Origin of the sequence: Ilumatobacter sp., from assembly GCF_039969435.1 — a bacterium.
Classification (GTDB): Bacteria; Actinomycetota; Acidimicrobiia; order Acidimicrobiales; family Ilumatobacteraceae; genus Ilumatobacter_A.
Genome location: NZ_JBDVNU010000035.1, coordinates 1 through 19110 on the forward strand (window position 1 = coordinate 1; position 19110 = coordinate 19110).

The 19110-nt window shown below is 68.7% G+C and carries 16 protein-coding genes and 2 pseudogenes; 11 read left to right on the plus strand and 7 right to left on the minus strand.

Annotation, left to right across the window (positions count from 1 at the left end; all coding sequences use genetic code 11):
* From ABJK40_RS16930 to rarD, 3 genes and pseudogenes are all read right to left on the minus strand, one after another.
* Positions 1–617, minus strand: a pseudogene (locus ABJK40_RS16930) (hypothetical protein); the annotation flags it as partial.
* Positions 618–696: 79 nt separating this feature from the next.
* On the minus strand, positions 697–975 hold the full coding sequence (locus ABJK40_RS16935; protein ID WP_348479461.1) for a hypothetical protein: 279 nt from the start codon (positions 973–975) through the stop codon (positions 697–699).
* Between the two features lie 25 nt (positions 976–1000).
* The gene (gene rarD, locus ABJK40_RS16940) at positions 1001–1957 is read right to left on the minus strand and encodes an EamA family transporter RarD (RefSeq protein WP_348479460.1); all 957 of its coding nucleotides are present in this window, start codon (positions 1955–1957) and stop codon (positions 1001–1003) included.
* A 42-nt stretch (positions 1958–1999) separates the two neighbouring features.
* On the opposite strand from rarD, the pseudogene ABJK40_RS16945 reads away from it, so the two are divergent.
* The 7 genes and pseudogenes from ABJK40_RS16945 to ABJK40_RS16975 all read left to right on the plus strand — a co-directional run.
* Positions 2000–2623: pseudogene (locus ABJK40_RS16945) on the plus strand (6-phosphogluconolactonase); the annotation flags it as partial.
* A 153-nt stretch (positions 2624–2776) separates the two neighbouring features.
* A complete protein-coding gene (pgi, locus tag ABJK40_RS16950) occupies positions 2777–4318 on the plus strand; it encodes a glucose-6-phosphate isomerase (RefSeq protein ID WP_348479462.1) in 1542 nt (513 codons plus the stop codon).
* Between the two features lie 59 nt (positions 4319–4377).
* On the plus strand, positions 4378–5412 hold the full coding sequence (locus ABJK40_RS16955) for a phosphotransferase family protein (protein ID WP_348479459.1): 1035 nt from the start codon (positions 4378–4380) through the stop codon (positions 5410–5412).
* Positions 5413–5529: 117 nt separating this feature from the next.
* Complete coding sequence (locus ABJK40_RS16960) at positions 5530–5841, plus strand: CD225/dispanin family protein (RefSeq protein WP_348479458.1); 312 nt, start codon at positions 5530–5532, stop codon at positions 5839–5841.
* A 25-nt stretch (positions 5842–5866) separates the two neighbouring features.
* A complete protein-coding gene (locus ABJK40_RS16965; protein WP_348479457.1) occupies positions 5867–6313 on the plus strand; it encodes a DUF2752 domain-containing protein in 447 nt (148 codons plus the stop codon).
* 59 nt (positions 6314–6372) lie between these two features.
* On the plus strand, positions 6373–7791 hold the full coding sequence (locus ABJK40_RS16970; RefSeq protein ID WP_348479456.1) for an aldehyde dehydrogenase family protein: 1419 nt from the start codon (positions 6373–6375) through the stop codon (positions 7789–7791).
* A gap of 59 nt (positions 7792–7850) precedes the next feature.
* Positions 7851–8675 (plus strand): RNA methyltransferase, encoded by an 825-nt coding sequence (locus ABJK40_RS16975; RefSeq protein ID WP_348479455.1) that lies wholly within the window; start codon positions 7851–7853, stop codon positions 8673–8675.
* A gap of 60 nt (positions 8676–8735) precedes the next feature.
* On the opposite strand, the gene ABJK40_RS16980 is transcribed toward ABJK40_RS16975, so the two are convergent.
* Positions 8736–10373 carry an alkaline phosphatase D family protein gene (locus ABJK40_RS16980; RefSeq protein ID WP_348479454.1) on the minus strand — a complete coding sequence of 546 codons (1638 nt, stop codon included), beginning with the start codon at positions 10371–10373 and terminating at the stop codon, positions 8736–8738.
* A 93-nt stretch (positions 10374–10466) separates the two neighbouring features.
* Here ABJK40_RS16980 and ABJK40_RS16985 point away from each other — a divergent pair, with 93 nt between their 5' ends.
* On the plus strand, positions 10467–11354 hold the full coding sequence (locus ABJK40_RS16985; protein ID WP_348479453.1) for a 3-hydroxybutyryl-CoA dehydrogenase: 888 nt from the start codon (positions 10467–10469) through the stop codon (positions 11352–11354).
* Positions 11355–11389: 35 nt separating this feature from the next.
* On the opposite strand, the gene ABJK40_RS16990 is transcribed toward ABJK40_RS16985, so the two are convergent.
* Both ABJK40_RS16990 and ABJK40_RS16995 read right to left on the minus strand, forming a co-directional pair.
* The gene (locus ABJK40_RS16990; protein WP_348479452.1) at positions 11390–11770 is read right to left on the minus strand and encodes a DUF2237 domain-containing protein; all 381 of its coding nucleotides are present in this window, start codon (positions 11768–11770) and stop codon (positions 11390–11392) included.
* 24 nt (positions 11771–11794) lie between these two features.
* Entirely contained in the window at positions 11795–14392 is a 2598-nt protein-coding gene (locus tag ABJK40_RS16995) for a zinc-dependent metalloprotease family protein (protein WP_348510347.1), read from the minus strand.
* Positions 14393–14612: 220 nt separating this feature from the next.
* On the opposite strand from ABJK40_RS16995, the gene gltX reads away from it, so the two are divergent.
* Positions 14613–16049: a glutamate--tRNA ligase gene (gltX, locus tag ABJK40_RS17000; RefSeq protein ID WP_348483042.1), complete on the plus strand. Its 1437-nt coding sequence runs from the start codon at positions 14613–14615 to the stop codon at positions 16047–16049.
* Between the two features lie 4 nt (positions 16050–16053).
* Positions 16054–16776: a YdcF family protein gene (locus ABJK40_RS17005; protein ID WP_348483041.1), complete on the plus strand. Its 723-nt coding sequence runs from the start codon at positions 16054–16056 to the stop codon at positions 16774–16776.
* Between the two features lie 28 nt (positions 16777–16804).
* Here ABJK40_RS17005 and ABJK40_RS17010 read toward each other — a convergent pair whose 3' ends face one another.
* The gene (locus ABJK40_RS17010; protein WP_348483040.1) at positions 16805–17374 is read right to left on the minus strand and encodes a helix-turn-helix domain-containing protein; all 570 of its coding nucleotides are present in this window, start codon (positions 17372–17374) and stop codon (positions 16805–16807) included.
* A 68-nt stretch (positions 17375–17442) separates the two neighbouring features.
* Between ABJK40_RS17010 and ABJK40_RS17015 the strand changes: the two genes are divergently transcribed.
* Positions 17443–19089, plus strand: a complete 1647-nt coding sequence (locus tag ABJK40_RS17015; RefSeq protein WP_348483039.1) for a bifunctional NAD(P)/FAD-dependent oxidoreductase/class I SAM-dependent methyltransferase — start codon at positions 17443–17445, stop codon at positions 19087–19089.
* Positions 19090–19110 lie beyond the last annotated feature (21 nt).

The window sequence follows — 19110 nt, forward strand, 5'->3', positions numbered from 1 at the left end:
GGGGGGGGGGGGGGGGGGGTCGGAGGTGGCGTCGTGGGCGGCGCCGTGGTCGTCGTGCTCGTGCTCGTGGTCGTGGTGGTCTCGGGGACCGTGGTGGTCGTCGTCTCGGGGACCGTCGTGGTGGTGTCGGGAGGACTCGGGTCCGGGTCCGTCGGCTCGGGGTCCGACGACGTGCACGAGACGACCCGCCGGAAATCGCCGAGGCTGCCGGGCCGGTCGCCGTCGGCGTCGGACAGGAAGTCTCCGGGATCGATCTCCTCGAACGTGTCCTCGAGGCAACGGGCGTCGACGTCGCCGGCTTGGTCTTCGATCAGGCGGGCGAGTTCACGGTCGTCGGCGCAGTTGTAGAAGTCGTAGACGTCGTCACGGTCGTCTTCGTCGTCGACGTCGAGGTCCACCTCGCCGCCGTCGTCGACGATCGCCTGTGCCACTTCGTCGCTGAGCCCGAGGGCCGTGCGACGGAGACAGTCGTCGTCGAACTCGGCGTCGGACAGGTCGCGGTCGTCGTCGACGAACGAGGCAACGGCGTCGCCGGCCTGTTCCTGCACGGTGGCGCTCGCACCACAGGCGGCGAGCGCAGCGACGGACACGGCAGCGAGGGTGGCGGTGCGTTTCACAGCGCGATCATGACACTCGAGGTGCATCCCGTGCCCGGGGAGGTCTCCCCATCGTCGCGACCCGGCCGCACGGGTCAGCTCACGGCTGGATGGACACCTCGAACTCGTCCTCTGCCGTGATCGTGGAGACGAACGTGACCTCGCCGATGCCCTCGACCTGACCGGTGCAGGTGTACGTGGTGCCCACGTCGGTGTTGGCGGGCTCCTCGCAGGTGGCGTCGGTGACCTCGCCCTCGATCTGGGCCTCGACCTCGTCGCTCTCGATGAAGTCCTCGGTCTGGCTCTTGAAGTTGGCCGTGTCCGAGCACGCGGCGAATCCGAGGGCGAGTACGGGTACGGCGATGAGGATCTTGCGCATGGGACCGAACCCTAGCGAACGATCGTCAATCGGTCGTTGATTCCAGTGTTGCGAACGTCGGAGCCGAGGTGGCGACGGCCGCCGGTCCGTGTGCAGCACGGAACCGGTCGACGATCACGGCCAGCAGGGCGGCCCACACGAATGCGAAGCCGACGACCCGGTCGAGCGGCATCGGTTCGTCGTACAGGAGCCAGCCGAGACCGAAGTTGATCACCGGCACGACCAGGTTCAGTGGGCCGAGCAGCGTGAACGGGATGCTCTTGGCGGCGGAGGCGAAGAGCATCAGGGGCACGGCAGTGATCACACCGGTGCCGGCGAGGAACAACCAGTCACGGGTGTCGGCCACGTCGACCACGCTTCCCGCTCGCCCGCCCACCACGAGGAGGAATGCCACGGCGGGAACCAGGAGCACGAAGGTCTCGCCGGCGAGGCTGTCGACGGCGTCGAGCGGGATCCGCCGCTTGGTCAGGCCGTAGAGGCTCCACGATGCGGCGAGGACGATCGCGATCCAGGGAGGGCGACCGTTGGAGATGGTGAGGATCACGACGGCGATCGAGGCGAGGCCGAATGCGACGCGCTGCGCCGTCGACGGCTGCTCGCGCAGCACGAAGACGCCGATCGCCATCGTTGCGAGGGGGGCGATGAAGTACCCCAGCGCTGTTTCGATCACGCGGTCGTTGGTGACCGCCCAGACGTAGCTGCCCCAGTTGCCGGTGAGCAGCACGGCTGCGACGCCCAAGCGGAGGAGCGTGGTGCGATGACCGAACGCGGCGCGCAGTTGCGGCCAGGTCCGACGGACGCTCACGACCCCGGCCATGACCAGGCCGGCGAACACCATCCGCCATCCGATCAGTTCGAGTGCGTCGAACGCTCCGAGCTGCTTCCAGTAGATGGTGAGCAGGCCCCACAATGTGTACGCGGCGAGCCCGACCCTCACGCCCCGAGTCACGGCGTCTGACTCCGTGCCGGGCGGTTCCTCCACGGCCAGGAGCCTACGGATGCCGGTGGCGGGTACCTTCGGCGCATGCGCATCCACGTGTCTCCCGACCCCGCCCGGGCGTGCGCCCGGTTCATCGGCGCTCGACTCTCGATCGCCGTCGCCGAGCGTGGAACGGCGTCACTCGCCGTCAGCGGTGGAAGCACGGCGCCACCGTTGTTCGACGCACTGGTCGACTGCGGCCTCCCCGCAGGTGACTGGTCGGCGGTCGACGTGTGGCAGGTCGACGAACGCGTCGCCCCCGACGGCGACGACGATCGGAACGCGGGCCAACTCGGCGCGCTCCCGGCGACCACGCATCCGATGCCGGTCACCGCCGACGACCTGGACGCAGCCGCCGTGCGCTACGCCGACGAGTTGCCCGCCGTGTTCGACGTGGTCCATCTCGGCCTCGGTTCCGACGGACACACCGCATCGTGGGCGCCGCGTCCCCATCCCGACGTCGAGGAGACGTTGACGTCCTCGGCGCACGTGCTCGCGATCGGTGAGTTCAACGGTCGTCGACGGATGACGCTCGGACCGGCCGTCGTGAATGCCGCTCTCTGGCGCGTCGTGCTCGCGACCGGCGAGAGCAAGGCCGGACCGGTGTCGTCGTGGGTGCGTGGAGTCGCCGAGGCCGGCGGCGCCCGGGTCGACCCCGACCTGCCGATCGCGAGCGTCCGACTCGACGACACCGTCGTGTTCCTCGACGAAGCCGCCGCCGAGGATCTCGACCCGTCCGACTTCGTCCGAGTGGACGCCGACGGGTTCCCGGCCGATGTCGCGGTCGACGAGCACGGTGCGTGGGGCTACGTTCCGGTGTCGATGAACGACATCACACTCGACGACCTCGCCTCGCTGCCGCGCCCCGACCACCTGCGCGAACTGTTCGCAACGGACCCCGGCCGGGCGGAGCGGTACGTCACGGCCGCAGGAGACCTGCGCATCGACTGGTCGAAGGCCTCGATCGATGATCCGACGCTCGACGTCCTGCTCGCGCTCGCCGAGAGCTCGGGCGTCGAGGCTCGTCGCGACGCGATGTTCGCCGGTGACCACATCAACGTCACCGAGGACCGCGCGGTCGGCCACGCCGCGCTGCGGATGCCCGCAGGATCATCCTTCGAGGTCGACGGTGAGAACGTCGTGCCCGACGTCCACGAGGTACTCGACGCGATGGGCGCCTTCGCCGACCGCATCCGCAGCGACGAGTCGATCACCCATGTCGTCAACATCGGCATCGGGGGATCCGACCTCGGCCCGGCCATGGCGTACCGGGCGATGCGGGCGTTCCGCCACGACCGCATCCGCTGTTCGTTCGTGTCGAACATCGGCGGGGACGACATCGCGTCGGTGCTCGCCGACTGCGATCCGGCCTCGACGCTGTTCGTCGTGGCCTCCAAGACCTTCGGCACGATCGAGACCCTGACCAACGCTCGAACGGCCCGGACGTGGCTGATCGACGCACTCGGTGAAGCCGCCGTGGCCGATCACTTCGTCGCGGTGTCGACCAACGCCGAGCGGGTCGCCGAGTTCGGGATCGACACCGGCAACATGTTCGGATTCTGGGACTGGGTCGGTGGGCGATACTCGGTCGACTCGGCGATCGGGCTGTCGCTGATGATCGCCATCGGCCCGGTCGGTTTCCGTGAGTTCCTCGGCGGGTTCCACGTGATCGACGAGCACTTCCGGACCGCGCCGTTGCGCGAGAACGCTCCGGTGCTGATGGCGTTGCTCGGCGTCTGGTACGCGAACGGGCTCGGCCACGACACCAAGGCCGTGTTGCCCTATGCGAACGACCTCGCCCGATTCCCGGCCTACCTCCAGCAGTTGGACATGGAATCCAACGGGAAGTCGGTCGACCTCGACGGCCACCGCGTCACCCACGACACCGGGCCGATCATCTGGGGCGAGCCCGGCACCAACGGCCAGCACGCCTTCTACCAATTGATCCATCAGGGCACCCGGATCATCCCGTGCGACTTCATCGGATTCGCCAAGGGCAACCATTCGTACCAGGAGCACCACGATCTCCTGATGGCGAATCTGTTCGCGCAGTCCGAAGCGCTCGCGTTCGGCAGGTCGAACGACGCCGAACCGCACCGGAACTTCGAGGGCGACCGGCCGAACACGGTGATTCTTGCCGAGCGCCTCACACCGTCGGTTCTCGGGCAACTCATCGCGCTGTACGAACACGTCGTGCACGTCCAGGGAACGATCTGGGGTGTCGACAGCTACGACCAGTGGGGGGTGGAACTGGGCAAGGAACTCGCGAACCAGATCACCCCCGAGCTCACCGGCGAGGCGAAGCCCGACGATCACGACAGCGCCACCAACGCACTCATCTCCTGGTATCGAACCCACCGGTGACCTGAGCATCGCCGAGTTCGGAATCCTCCCGACGGCCGGGCAGGCGCGAAGATCCGGGGATGAGTGAGCAGGTACCGGGATTCGACGTTCCCGTGGTCGAGGCGTGGATGGGTGCGAACACGAGCGTCGTGGCCCCGTGCAGTTGGGTGCGCCTGGAGGGCGGGCACTCCAACCTCACCTACGAACTGACCGACGCCGACGGTGCGTCGTTCGTGATCCGCCGACCGCCGAAGGGCGAGTTGCTGCCCAAGGCACACGACATGTGGCGCGAGTTCCGCATCATCGAGGCTCTGCATCCCGCCGGCGTGCCGGTCCCCGAGCCGATCGGATACTGCGACGACCGCGACGTGTGCGACACGCACTTCTACGTGATGGGCAAGGTCGGTGGCGAGGCGCTCTACACGGCGCAACAGACGGCGCCCCGCCTGGGGGTCGAGGCACGCGTCCGGGTGGGAGACTCGTTCGTCGACGTGCTCGCCCACCTCCACTCGATCGACCCGGACGACGTCGGACTGGGCGACCTCGGGCGCCACGACGGATACGTCGCCCGTCAACTGCGGACCTGGTACGGGTCGTGGACCGCGTCGGCCGAACACGCCGACTACGACGACGAGCGACTCCATGCCCTCCACGACCGGCTTCTGGCGAACATCCCGGAACAGGGTCCGGCGCGCGTCGTTCACGGTGACTACGGCGTCCACAACGTGATGGTCGACGACCACGGCACCGTCGCAGCCGTGCTCGACTGGGAGATCGGCACGCTCGGCGATCCGCTCGCCGACTTCGCCTACGCCCTCAACGCCTGGATCGAACCCGACGACTCCGACGACGCCCGACGGGTGTCGCCCACGGCCCTGCCCGGGTTCGCCTCACGAGCGGACCTGGTCGAGCGCTACGCCGATCGGACGGGTGCCGACCTGTCCGACCTCGGCTACTACCGCAGCTTCAACTCGTTCAAGACGGCGTGCATCATCCACGGGGTGTACGCGCGGTACAAGCTCGGGATGAAGTCCACCGAGGGCATCGACATGGACGGTCTGTTCCAGCGGATCGTGCGCAGCATCGAGCTCGCCGAGCGACACCTCGCGGGCTGATCGAGCGCCGCCCGGGACGAGGACGGGGAGTGTTCCCCGTCGAATTCGTCCCGCCCGTCGACGGCGAGCGCGTATGTTCCGATCCGACAGTGTCACAGCGTTCAGAAGGAGCACATCATGTCCAACACTCAACCACCTCCCGGCTACCAGCCCTACGGCGGCGGTCGCGGCGCCGCCGGCCCGAAGCCCGACAACTACCTGGTCTGGGCGATCCTGTCGACGCTGTTCTGCTGCCTGCCCCTCGGGGTCGCCAGCATCGTGTTCGCAGCGCAGGTCGACGGCAAGTACAGCGCCGGTGACTACGCAGGGGCGCGTGAGTCGTCGGAGAAGGCGAAGAAGTTCGCGATGTGGGCGGCGATCTCGAGCATCGTCATCATCGTGCTGTACGTCCTGTTCGCCGTCGTGCTGGTCTCCAGTTCCAGCACCTGACGCCGTGACGATGTCGAATGCGTCGGTGACGCGACGCGACGGTGTCGCCGGCCCGGCGTGCCGGCACGCCGTCTGGCGCGCTGCGTCCAAGCCGATGGCGGTCGCAGTGCTCGCTGCTGCCGCGGTCGTCACGGTGGGCGTGCGCGATCCACACGCGGCAGGCAACTACCCGACCTGCCCGTCGATCGCTCTTCTCGGCGTGCACTGCCCGGGATGCGGATCCATGCGTGCGATGCACGAACTCGCCCACGGCGACATCGCCGGAGTGTTCTCGCTCAACGTCCTGGTTCCCGTCGGACTCGCGCTGCTGGCCTGGGCGTGGGTGTCGTGGTTCGATCGGCGTCTCGGCCACGCACGCGTGCCGGCGCTGCGACCGCCCGTACCGGTGCTCTACGGGTCGGTCGTCGTGCTCGTCGCCTTCGCCGTGCTGCGCAACCTGCCGTGGGCTCCGTTCTCGGGACTCGCGCCCTGACGCACCGGTGATCGCAGATCGGTTCGGCCCGACGGGTCGCGCTCTGCGAGGCTGTGGGGATGCGCAACTACGAACAGATCTACATCGACGGTGCCTGGGTGGCTTCTGATGGCGAAGGAGCCATCGACGTCGTCAACGCCGGAACCGAGAAGGTCATGGGCTCGATCCCGAACGGCTCGGCGAGCGACGTCGCCCGAGCGGTTGCCGCCGCCAAGGCCGCCTTCGAATCCTGGTCACAGACCCCGGTCGAGGAACGCCAGAAGTACCTCGTCCGCCTGAACGAAGCGCTGCAGGCACGCTCGGCCGAGATCGCCGAAGTGATCGCCGGCGAGGTGGGGATGCCGATCACCTGGTCGACCATGATCCAGGCCGGCCTCCCCGCCGGCAACATGCAGACCTTCGCCACGCTCCTCGACACCTTCGAGTTCGAAGAGGAGATCGGCAACAGCCTGGTGGTGAAGGAGCCCGTCGGTGTCGTCGGCGCGATCACCCCGTGGAACTACCCGCTGCACCAGATCATCTGCAAGGTCGGCGGGGCGCTCGCCGCGGGCTGCACGATCGTGCTCAAGCCCTCCGAGGTGGCCCCGCTCAACGCATTCATCCTCGCCGAGATCATGCACGAGGTCGGCCTGCCGGCGGGCGTGTTCAACCTGGTCAGTGGAACGGGGCCCGAGGTCGGCGCAGCCATCTCGTCGCACCCCGACATCGACATGGTCAGCTTCACCGGATCCACCCGGGCCGGCAAGGCGGTGGCGGCGTCGGCCGCCGAGACCGTCAAGCGTGTCGCCCTCGAGCTGGGCGGCAAGTCGGCGAACATCGTGCTCGACGACGCCGATTTCGCAGCGGTGATCCCGAAGGGCCTGTTCGCCTGCTACCTGAACTCGGGCCAGACCTGCACCGCTCACACCCGCATGCTCGTCCCGAACAGCCGGTACGACGAAGCGGTCGAGATCGCCGTGGCCGCCGCCGAGGCGACCCAGGTCGGCGACCCGACCGAGGAGGGCATGCACCTCGGGCCGCTCATCAGCCAGGCCCAGTGGGATCGCGTGCAGGACTACATCCAGAAGGGAATCGACGAGGGTGCCGTGGTCGTCGCCGGCGGTCTCGGCAAGCCGGAGGGCCATGAGACGGGCTACTTCGTCAAGCCGACCGTGTTCGCGAACGTCACCAACGACATGACCATCGCCCAGGAGGAGATCTTCGGCCCGGTGCTCTCGATCATCGGCTACGAGGACGAGGACGACGCCATCCGCATCGCGAACGACAGCCTCTACGGTCTGTCGGGCGGCGTGTGGTCGGGCGACCAGGACCGGGCCATGGCGGTCGCCCGGCGGATGCGCACCGGCGCCGTCGACGTGAACGGCGGCAGCTTCAACATCGCTGCTCCGTTCGGCGGCTACAAGCAGTCGGGATACGGCCGTGAGAACGGACCGTACGGCATCGAGGAGTTCCTCCAGACCAAGTCGATGCAGCGCTGATCCCGCTGCACCGTTGAACGAGGTCGGCCGGGTCGCCCGATGGACGTGACCCCATGGACATGAACGGCGTCACGTACGTCGTCGACCCGGCCGATCCGCGTCTCGACGACTACCGGGAACTCAACTCGATCGCGGTGCGCGCCGAGATGGAGGGCGACGAGTTCTTCATGGGCGAGGGGTACGTGCCGATCGACCGGATGCTCGATTCCGGCCACCGGATGCGTTCCGTCCTGCTGCATCCGAAGCGTCTCCCCCGATTCGCAGCGACGATGGAGCGGCCCGAGATGGCGGGCGTGGCGGTCTACGTGGCCCAGCAGGAGGTCATCGCCGAGGTCGTGGGCTTCGACATGTACCGCTGCTGCCTCGCGTCGGCGTTCCGCGCCCCGATGCCCAGCGTGGCGGAGTTGGCCTCGACGTGCGCTCGGTTGGTCGTGCTCGAGGCGCTCAACGACGACCAGAACGTGGGCGCCATCGCCCGCGCCGCACGGGCCTTCGGCATCGACGCGATGGTCATCAGCCCGACCTGCAACGACCCGTACCAGCGTCGGACCGTTCGGGTCAGCATGGGCGAGATCCTGCACGTGCCCGTCGCCCGCGCCAGCCGGGACGACTGGCCGGGCGCGCTCGACACACTGGCCCGAGCCGGGTTCGAGACCTGGGCGATGACTCCTGGCGACGGCTCGACCGACCTGTGGGACATGGACGTGCCCGAGCGCATCGCCGTCGTGCTGGGCGCCGAGGGTCACGGCCTCGAGGAGGCGACGATGGCGGCGTCGACCCACCGGGTCCGCATCCCGATCTCGACCGAGGTGGACTCGCTCAACGTCGGCCACGCAGCGGCGGTCACGTTCGCGGCGATCGCACGTCCCGCTCGGGCTCGTTGACACCGTCGGACTCCGGCGGGCAGTGGGTCGGTGTGGAGTGGGTCAGACCCCTGCCACACCTCAGGCCTCGGTGACCCCGACGACTCCGGCGTCGACGCGGAACGTCTTCCACGTGCTCACCGGTGAGTCGGCGTCGCCGACGACGTCGACGCTGCGGTACTCCGCCGTCCACGCCTCGGGCGTGACGGTGTGGCGGGTGTAGCCGCGCCCGACGAGGTCGGCGTCGACGATCGACGGGATGCTCAAGACCACCTCGGCGAGTGCCGGGTCCACGTTCGCGACCGAGGAGATCGACGTGGTGACGAACTCGATGCCGACGGTCTCGCCCGACCGGCCGACCATACCGACGCCGGCGAGGTGGATGTCGCCGGTCACCGTGACGAAGTTCGCCGGTGCGCCGGCGAGGAGCCGCTCGCGAGCCGGGTGGTAGCCGTCCCACTGGTCGTAGTTGAAGATCGCACCGCCGGGCAGACGGGTGTCACTGAGGATCGTCTGCTGCGCGACACAGTTCCAGGTGGCGGGCGACGTGGCGAAGCGCTCGGCGATCCACGCCTCCTGCTCGGCTCCCAGGATCGAGCGTGCGGGGTCGTCCCACCCGGCGGCCGGCGGGCCGGTGTCGAGGGTGACGTCGCTCACCTGGTCGTCACGGAACTGGCGTCCGTCGAGCGCGGAGATGCGCAGCAGACCACCGATGTCGAGCCCGCGGTGGATCGGGTACGGCGCGGTCGGGTCGCGGTCGAGTTCGGGCATCGGGAGTCGGGTCGGCTGGTTCTCCCACCACGCCCGGTACGCAGCGTTGCGACGCACGCCGAACACGGCCGGGTCCTGATCGGGTTCGTCGTCGACCTGGGAGACCAGGCCGGCGTAGTTGTTCTCGACCTCGTGGTCGTCCCAGATCACCAGCCAGGGTGCCGATGCGCGGCTGGCCTGGAGGTCCGGGTCGCCGAGGTAGGTGGAGTATCGGATCCTGTACCCGTCGACGTCCATCGGCTCGGGATTCTCGTGGGATCGCACGATCACGCCGGACCCGTCGTCGGTCCGCGGGTCGCCCTCGTACATGAAGTCGCCGAGGAACAGCACGAGGTCGGGCTGCCACTCGGCGATGTCGCGGTGGGCGGCGTAGAAGCCGGTCTCGTAGTGCTGGCAACTCGCCGTGGCGATCCGGAACTCCGACGGATCTCCGGCGAGTGGCGACGTGCGCCCCGTCGGGCTGGTCCATCCCGGTACCTCGAACCGGTACTCGGCCGAACCGGAGATGTCGGCGACCACGTGCACGCTGTATCCGAGTCCGGCGTTCGTGACCGCGGTACCGGCCACGGTGTCGCCGTCGTCGGTGGTGGCGAACCAGTCGACGTCGATGTCGCCGTCGGGGAGGTCGCCCCCGAGGCGGGTCCAGAGCACCACGGAGGTGGCGTCGGGGTCACCCGACCCCACTCCGTGGACGAACGGATCCGCCGCGAACGGGCTGTCGGGCTCGTCGTCGACGACGGTGTCGGTGGTCGTCGTGTCGTTCGTGGTCGGGGCGGGTTCGGTGGCGGGCGGTCCGGTGTCGGACGGCTCGGTCGCCGGTGGATCCGTCGGTTCGGGTGGAGCGTCCCCGTCGGTCGTGGCGGGCGCGGTGTCGGAGTCGGATCCTGCACATGCGACCAGGGTGACGGACGCTGACAGAGCGAGGAACCGGCGGCGTGAGAGTTGCACGGATCGAGTGTCACACACGCAGGTCGGGGACCGCGCAATCGAACATCGGTCCCGATGCGAAGCTGCGTACCGGCGCGGATACCGTCCCGCACCATGACAGACACTGCGACATCTGCTCCGCCATCCATCGAACGCGTCGGGGTCATCGGTTGTGGCCAGATGGGCGCCGGCATCGCCGAGGTGTGCGCCCGAGCCGGGATGGACGTGGTCGTCCACGAGGTCGACGCGGCGTCGGCCGAACGCGGTCGGACGAGGCTGCTCGGCTCGTTCGACAAGGCGGTCGCCCGCAACAAGATGACCGAGGAGGAGCGTGAGACGACGGTGTCGAACCTCACGTTCACGACCGATCTGGCCGACATGGCCGACCGCCGCATGGTCATCGAGGCGATCATCGAGGACGAGGCGATGAAGACCGATGTGTTCACCCGACTCGACGGGATCGTCACCGCGGACGATGCGATCCTGGCCAGCAACACGAGTTCGATCCCGATCATGAAGCTCGGCATCGCGACGCAGCGACCGGAGAACGTGGTGGGGATCCACTTCTTCAACCCGGTGCCCGTCCTGAAGCTCGTCGAGTTGGTGACCAGCCTGATGACGTCGAAGGAGACGGTCGCCCGCTCCGAACGCTTCGCCGAGGACGCTCTGTCGAAGGTCGTCATCCGCAGCAAGGACCGTGCCGGTTTCGTCGTCAACGCGTTGCTGATCCCCTACATCCTCTCGGCGATCCGGATGATGGAGTCTGGTTTCGCCACGGCGGAGGACATCGACAACGGAATGGTCGAGGGCTGCAACCATCCGATGGGTCCGCTGGCGCTCGCCGACCTGATCGGCCTCGACACCACGGCAGCGGTGGCCGAGTCGATGTACTCCGAGTTCAAGGAACCCCTGTACGCGTCGCCGGCCATGCTCTCCCGCATGGTCGAGGCCGGCCTCCTGGGTCGCAAGACCGGCCGCGGCTTCTACGACTACTCCCACTGACGGGTGGGCTGGGGTCGGAAACCCAGCCACCCCCGTCAGTCGGCGGTGACGGCGTGGGCCCGGAGGTCGGCGAGGTCGACGTACTCGAGCGTCGACACGTGAGTCGCCTCCAACACCACGTCGCAGGCCATGTCGGCGTCGAAGGCCTCCTTCCACCGCATCGCGCACACGCACCACTGGTCGCCGGGCTTCAGGCCGGCGAACCCGTACTGCGGCATCGGCGTGCTCAGGTCGTTGCCCATCGACGCCGAGAAGGCGAGGAAGGGTTCGGTCACCCGGCAGCAGACGGTGTGCATGCCGGGATCGTCCCCGCGGTTCTCGCAGCAGCCCGTCCGGTAGTAGCCCGTCATCGGGTCGTAGGAGCACGGCATCAACTCCGTGCCGAGGACGTTGATCTGGCCGGCGGTGGAGCTCATCTCCCCAGTGTGGTCGCGCAGTGGTCAGATCCACCATCCGGCGAGGTCGACGATCAGGTGTCCACCCGCCGAGTCGAACAAGCACGACGTCCCGGTGGGGGAGAGTTCGACCAGTGCACCGTTGGCGGTGGCGCCGCCGCTCGACGGGTTCAGCGCCGACGTGTTCGGGCGTTCGTCGCAGGCCCACGCCGTGACGTACCCGCCATCGCTCGCAGCGGCGGTCAGGTTGACGCTGGCCGCCACGGGAGCACGCTCCAGGGCACTGGCCCCTGCGGCGGAGTCGACGTCGAACGATGTCGTTCCACCGGCGCTCAGCCGGCCGGTGTCGCGGGTGTCGAGGATCCGCTCCGGTGAGAGCGTCGCCACGAAGGTGAGCCCCGGAGCCGTTCCGAACTCGCCGGTGACGTCGATGGTGAGGTGGGTGTCGGTGCTGCTGGTGACGCAGATCTGGCGGTCGGCGCCGATGGCGAAGACCCCGTTGTTGCCCCGGATCTCGTCGGCGACGAAGTTCAGCGACGACGTCGGCGGGAGTCCGTCGGAGCAGTCGTCGATGGTCAGGAAGCCTCCCGAGGCCGGGCGGATGGCGGTGACGTTGAGCGACACGGCGCCGACGGTGTCGCTGCGCAGGACCGCATCGAGGGAGACGGGGGTGCGCACACCGGCGGGCAGGCGACCGCCGATGCCGGTCGCGGTCCGGGTGTCGACGGCGCGGGTCGAACCGAGGTGTTCGAGCGACAGGTCGCCGTCGGCGCCGATCCAGCCGGTCAGGTCGAGCAGCGCGTGAGCCGGGACGGACGAGAAGAGACAGATCTGACCACGGGTGGCGGACGACTGCGACACGGGCACGATCACCGAGTTGGCGATGTTGCGGCCGGCGGCGAAGTTGAGTGCGGAGGTGCGAGCGTCGTCGTCGGAACCGCAGGGCGTGAGGCTGAAGTAGCCCGACGCCTGGGGTGCCACGGCGGTGAGGTTGACCACGACGGCGGTGGCGTCGGTCGGGATTCCGCCGAGGGTGACCGGGGTGTCGAGCCCGGCGGTCAGGGGGCCACGGACCGCTGCGTCAGCGGCACGGGTGTCGAGCAGGCGACGGGGCGCGACGGCCGTGAGGCGGTCGCCGCCAGCCGGTGTCGGCGTCACGGCCGGCGAGGTGCCCGTGGTCGGGGTGCTGGTGGGCGGGGTGCTCGCGGGCGGGGTGCTCGCGGGCGGCGTCGTCGGCCGCGGGGTCGGAGCCACGGTCGGGGGCGCGGTGGGAGTCGGAACGGCGGCCTGGGCGGGAGCGTCGACGGTGAGGACGTAGCGGCCGATCGACCCGTAGCTGCTGAAGGCCTGATCGGTGCCGGGAGCCCAGCCGATGCTCTGGACCTCGACGGTGTGGAGTCCGCTCGGCGTGTCGAGCGGAAGGGTGGCCGCCAGCGACCACTGGGCGGCACCGGCGGGTTCGGCGCTCGCGACGATCCGGCCCGACGCGTTGCGGACGACGAGGCGTGCGAGGAGGTTGCCGGCGGGGTCGGCCTTGTCGACCGTGATGGTCACCGGCCCGATTCCGACGTGCAGCACGTGAACGTCCGACGTGCCGCCTCGGGAGATCGTGTGCTCGGTGGTGGACTGGCCCGGGCCGATCGCGGTCGCGGCGCCGGTGGCGGTGCCGGGGAGGCGCGTGAGGTAGCGGTCGATCACCGCGATGTCGTCCTGGGTGGTGGTCGCGCCGGGGTACTCGCCCTTCGACCACTGAGTGAGGGGACGGCTGTATCCCACCCCCATGATGGGGGCCCAGTCACCGTGGCCTCCGTAGTACTCGAGATGCGTCGCGGACCCGTCGGCGTTCTGGACGTGCACGCCGTCGTGGTGGAGGCCGAGGGTGTGGCCCGCCTCGTGCGAGACCGCTTCGGCGACCGAGTTGGAGCTGCCGTTGGCGAGGTTGGCCGAGAAGACGAATGCCGGCAGGTCCTCGGCGAAGTCGAAGGTGTCGACGTAGGCAACACCGCCCGAGCCGCGTGTCTCGTACCACGACGAGGTCGGGGTGATCATGATCCGCACCCCGTAGTGGACGTCGCCGCTGTCGCTGCGGGCGAGGCCGCTCGATCTCGGGTCCTCGGTGGTGACGTCGACGTCCCACGCCGCGTAGTCGTCCGAGACCTTCTCCCAGATGCGGCGCATCTCGACGAGGTCGATCTCGGAGAACGACTGGTTGCTCGTGTCGCTGCCGCGCGAGTAGGCGGCGGCCTGGATCGGCCGGCCGCCGTTCCAGTACCTGCTGGTGATCGTGCCGCCGTCGAAGTCGAGCAGGATCTTGCGGGTGGCGCCGGGACGCGAGTGCAGCGTCAACGTCTCGACGACGGATGGAGCGGACTCGGTCCGGGTGCTGCGCTCGACCGCACCGGGCGTCTCCGCTGCGAACGGTCCCAGGATCGCAGGCTCCGTGATGCGGATCAGTCCGCCGACCTCGTCGACGAGGTCCGCCCCGTCGACGCCGACCGCGGTCGGGGTGTCGGCATTGGCCGGGGACGACGATCCGGCGTGGAGGAGTCCGCCGGTCAGGGACGCGAGGGTGATGGCTGCGGCGAGCACCGACGAGCGCATCCGGCGTCCCGATCGCTGTCGCTGCTGGTCTTCTGATGTCACGTGTCGGTCCTGTACGAATTTCTTTGCTCGAAGTAGCCGTTGCCGGTGGCACTGTTGCTCGATGCAAGGTTGTCTGCAGCATTGTTGCCGGCGCAACATTCGACGTAGTTTCGGGATCGGATCACTGTTCTGAAGCCGTGCGGACCATTCTTGAAGGAACCGTGAGGCGAGCCAGACGAACTCGGGAGGCGACCTCACCGTCGGTAGCGTTCGGAGGCGAATGACCTCCACCAGACCTCGCTTCCGATTCGCACCGTCACCGACCGGCTCGTTCCACGTCGGTGGTGCACGGACCGCTCTGCACAACTGGGCCCTCGCACGTCGCTCGGGTGGCACGTTCGTCCTGCGGATCGAGGACACCGACGAGGCGCGCAACCGACCCGAGTGGACGCAGGGGATCATCGATGCCCTGGCATGGATCGGGATCTCGGCCGACGACGCTCATTTCGAGGGGCCGCACTTCCAGAGCGAGAACGCCGACGCACACGTCGCAGCTGCACACCGACTCTTCGAGTCGGGGGCTGCGTACTACTGCGACCTGACCGGCCAGGAGGTCCAGGACCGGGCGAAGGAACTCGGGCTGACGGGCTACGACGGGTACTCGCGTGACCGCGGGCTCGAGGCCGCGCCGGGCCGAGTCCTGCGATTCCGCGTGCCGGACGGGACGACGGTGGTGTCGGATGGCGTTCGCGGTGACGTGAGTTTCGAGAACGAGACGATCGAGGACTTCGTGCTGCTGCGGGGCAACGGCACCCCGATGTTCCTCCTCGCCAACGTGGTCGACGACATCAAGATGGAGATCACCGACGTCGTGCGCGCCGAGGAGCACCTCCCCAACACGCCCAAGCAGCAGATGTTGTGGGAGGCACTGGGGGCGACACCACCGCGCTGGGCCCACGTGCCGGTCCTCGTCAACGAACAGCGCAAGAAGCTGTCCAAGCGTCGTGACAAGGTGGCGCTCGAGTCGTACCGGGACGAGGGGATCCTCCCCGGCGCCATGGTGAACTACCTGATGACGCTCGGGTGGACTCCGCCCGGAGCCGAGGCCGCCGGCAGCGAGATCTTCACCTGGGCGGAGATGGAAGCCGACTTCGATCTCGCCGACGTGACGTTGTCCCCGGCGTTCTTCGACGTCAGGAAGCTCGTCGCCTTCAACAAGCAGTACATCAAGAACCTGCCGCTCGACGAGTTCCTCGCTGCGGTCGATGCCGAACTGCCCGTCGACTGGGACCGTCGACGGTTCGCCTCGATCGCTCCGCACATCATGGAGCGCCTCGAACGACTCGGTGATGCGCCGGGACTCGTCGACTTCCTCTTCCTCGGCGACGGCGTCGACCCCGAGCTCGACCACGACGCGTGGGCCAAGGCCAGCGCGCCCGACTGGGCGGCTCCGCTGTTGGACGACGTGATCGAGGCGTATTCGGCGCTCGGAGACGGTGAGTGGACCCACGAGACCCTCAAGGCAGCGATGGAAACCGCAATGGGGCCCTACGAGGTCAAGCTCGGCAAGGCGCAGGCGCTGCCGCGTGTCGCGGTGACGGGCCGGGCGGTCGGACCGCCGCTGTTCGAGGCGATGGAGACGCTCGGGCAGATCGAGACGATCCGCAGAATGCGCAGTGCCGTGACGCGCCTCGGTGAATCCAGCGCGCCAGACTGAGGCCATGTCGAGTACCGGCGGACCCGACTCCGAGTCCGCGATCGTGTCGGGCCGGACCGAACCGGCGATCGATCCGGATGCCGTCGAGGCGAGCCGGACCGGCGTGCGATGGTCCCGGATCCGACGACGGATCATGGTCGCCGTCGCGATCCCACTGGTGCTCGGCCTGGCCTACTTCCTGGTGTCGTTGCTGCAGGTGTGGTCGACCGGGCGCACCCGCGACGACGGTCCGGTCGATGCGATCGTGGTGATGGGCGCCGCGCAGTACGACGGTCGTCCGTCGCCGCAGTTGGCGGCGCGGCTCGATCACGTCGTGGAGATCTGGCCCGATGCGGTGGCGCCCCTCGTGGTCGTCACCGGTGGCAACATTCCCGGTGACCGCTTCACCGAGGCCGAGGCCTCGGCGGACTACCTCGTCGAGCGGGGCATCCCGGCCGATGTCATCCTGCAGGAGAACGCCGGCGCCAACTCCCAGGACAGCCTGACGTCGGTGGCGGCGTTGCTCGAGGCGCGAGGTCTCGACAGCGTGTTGATCGTGACCGACCCCTACCACGCCCTGCGCAGCCGGCTCATCGCCGAGGAGGCCGGTCTCGGCACCGAGGTCTCCTCCACCGACACCTCGGTGGTCACGGGATCCGAATCGTTCAAGCGTCACGTCCAGGAGGCCGGCGGTGTGGCCGTCGGGCGCATCATCGGATTCCAGCGCCTGAGCGACCTCGTCGACTGACGCGACGTCCGCGGTCGGCGTCACCCGATCAGTCGTGTGCGTGATGGACGTGCGCCCGCTGTCCCTCGCGATCGACGATCATGATCAACTCGGCGGGTCCGTCGACCGCGGCGAAGGCGTGGGGTGTCATCGTCGCGAACTCCGCGGCCTGGCCGGTCTCCACCATCATGTCCCGGTCGCCGAGGTGGAGCCGGACACGTCCTTCGACCACCACGAACCAGTCGTGCCCGGGGTGCACCTGCTGCTCGGGCATCTCGGACGGAGTGAGTCGCATCTTGATCGCGATCGTGTTGCCGGTCGGTCGGCTGAGGGTCCAGATCGTGTGTTCACCCCACGGGCTCGGCTCGGGTCGGATGACGACGTCGTCGTCGTGACGTACGTCGAGAAGCGTGTCGAGGTCGATCTGGAGCGCCCGTGCGAGTGGCACCAGGACGTCGAGGCCGATCGTTCGCTTGCCGGTCTCGATCCGGCTGATCGTCGAGGCGCTGAGATGGGTGCGGTCCGCCAGGTCGTCGAGCGACAGGCCCAGGGTGGTGCGCAGACTCCTCAGTCGCGTGCGGACCACGCGTTCGATGTCGTCCGTCCCGACGGGAGTCACGACGTCCCTCTCTTGCGAATATTGCAACAGCTCTTGCACTTCATCGTCCGGAGCGTACCGTCGATCCCATGAGCGATCACACGCACTCCGTCCACCCCGATCACGCCGGCCATGCACACGGTGGCACCGAGTCGAACGGTGACCATCGACCGAACTTCGAGCGCCACTGCGACGTGGTCGTCGTCGGCGGATCGGCTGCCGGCCTGGCCGCTGCGCTGCAGTTGAGTCGCCAGCGCCGTTCGGTGATCGTGATCGACGCGGGAGAGCCACGCAACGCTCCAGCAGCGCACATGCACGGGTACCTCGGCCATGACGGACGACCTCCCCGGGAGTTCACTGCGATCGCTCGCGACGAGGTGCGCAGCTACGGCTGCGAGGTGCTCGCCGGACGGGTCACGGCGGCGAGCAGGACGGACGACGGTCGGTTCCGCGTCGACACCGCGGGCGGACTCACGGTCGTGGCGCGACGGGTGCTCGTCGCAACGGGCCTCGTCGACGAACTCCCCGAGATCGACGGCGTGGCCGAGCAGTGGGGCAACGGCGTGATCCACTGCCCGTTCTGTCACGGCTACGAAGTGCGCGACCGCCGGATCGTGCAGATCATCACCCATCCGATGGGCCTGCACCCGGCCGGACTCTTCCGGCAACTCACCGAGCGGTTCACGCTGGTTCTCCACGAGGGTGTCGCGTCCGACGACGAGGCCCTGAGTGCTCTGCGCGACTCCGGTGTGCTCATCGTCGACGGACGCGTCGAGCGCGTCGTCACCGACGACGCGGGATCCGTGACGGGTGTGGACATCGTCGGTGGTCGGCGACTCGACGCCGACGCCGTGGTCGTGACCGCCCCGTTCCGGGTCGGGGCGCGGGTCGAACCGTTCTCCGCCCTGGGGATCACCCCGGTCGAGCATCCGTCCGGTCTGGGTGATCACGTCGCCGTGGACGACATTGGCGCGACCTCGGTCCCCGGTGTGTTCGCCGCCGGCAACGTCACCGACCCGATGCAACAGGTGCTGCACGCCGCGGCCCACGGGAACCGTGTCGGAGCGATGATCGCAGCGTCGCTCGCAGCGGCCGACCTGGAGACGCACGTCCGCCGTTCGGCGAACGAACGCGAGTGGGACGAGCGCTACAGCGGTGCTCAGGTGTGGAGCGGCAACCCGAACGGCGCGCTCGTCGCAGAACTGAGCGGGGTGGCACCCGGTCGGGCCCTCGACGTCGGAGCGGGCGAGGGTGGCGACGCGGTGTGGCTCGCCGAGCAGGGCTGGCAGGTCACGGCATCGGACGTCTCGGAACGCGGTCTCGTCCGGGTCGCCGAAGCTGCAGCCGGCCGAGGGTTGGTGGTCGCCGCGTCGCACGTCGATGCCAATGCGCTCGACCCGTTCGAGTCCGGCGGATTCGACCTCGTGACGACCCACTATCCGGCGATCCCACGGACCACCGACGGGCGTGGCATCCAGAACCTGATGGACGCGGTGGCGGTCGGGGGAACACTGCTCGTGGTGAGTCACGACGTGACGCCGATGCGCGTCGTGGTCGGCAGTGGGGGAGCGAGTCAGATGTTCGACCCCGACGCCTACGTCCACGCCGACGACGTCGCCCGGGTCGTGGCTGCGGCGCCGGGTTGGACGGTCGAGGTTCACGAGCGGCGGGAGCGTCCTGCGGCAGCCACGTCCCATCACGTCGACGACGTGATCCTGCGAGCGCGCCGCACGTGAGGCCCGAAAACGGAGAAACCC

Bases quoted from the DNA above. Each gene is read 5' to 3' on its own strand.
- ABJK40_RS16935 (WP_348479461.1), bottom strand. From the start codon at position 975: ATGCGCAAGATCCTCATCGCCGTACCCGTACTCGCCCTCGGATTCGCC.
- pgi (WP_348479462.1), top strand. From the start codon at position 2,777: ATGAACGACATCACACTCGACGACCTCGCCTCGCTGCCGCGCCCCGAC.
- ABJK40_RS16955 (WP_348479459.1), top strand. From the start codon at position 4,378: ATGAGTGAGCAGGTACCGGGATTCGACGTTCCCGTGGTCGAGGCGTGG.
- ABJK40_RS16960 (WP_348479458.1), top strand. From the start codon at position 5,530: ATGTCCAACACTCAACCACCTCCCGGCTACCAGCCCTACGGCGGCGGT.
- ABJK40_RS16970 (WP_348479456.1), top strand. From the start codon at position 6,373: ATGCGCAACTACGAACAGATCTACATCGACGGTGCCTGGGTGGCTTCT.
- ABJK40_RS16975 (WP_348479455.1), top strand. From the start codon at position 7,851: ATGAACGGCGTCACGTACGTCGTCGACCCGGCCGATCCGCGTCTCGAC.
- ABJK40_RS16985 (WP_348479453.1), top strand. From the start codon at position 10,467: ATGACAGACACTGCGACATCTGCTCCGCCATCCATCGAACGCGTCGGG.
- ABJK40_RS16990 (WP_348479452.1), bottom strand. From the start codon at position 11,770: ATGAGCTCCACCGCCGGCCAGATCAACGTCCTCGGCACGGAGTTGATG.
- gltX (WP_348483042.1), top strand. From the start codon at position 14,613: ATGACCTCCACCAGACCTCGCTTCCGATTCGCACCGTCACCGACCGGC.
- ABJK40_RS17005 (WP_348483041.1), top strand. From the start codon at position 16,054: ATGTCGAGTACCGGCGGACCCGACTCCGAGTCCGCGATCGTGTCGGGC.
- ABJK40_RS17015 (WP_348483039.1), top strand. From the start codon at position 17,443: ATGAGCGATCACACGCACTCCGTCCACCCCGATCACGCCGGCCATGCA.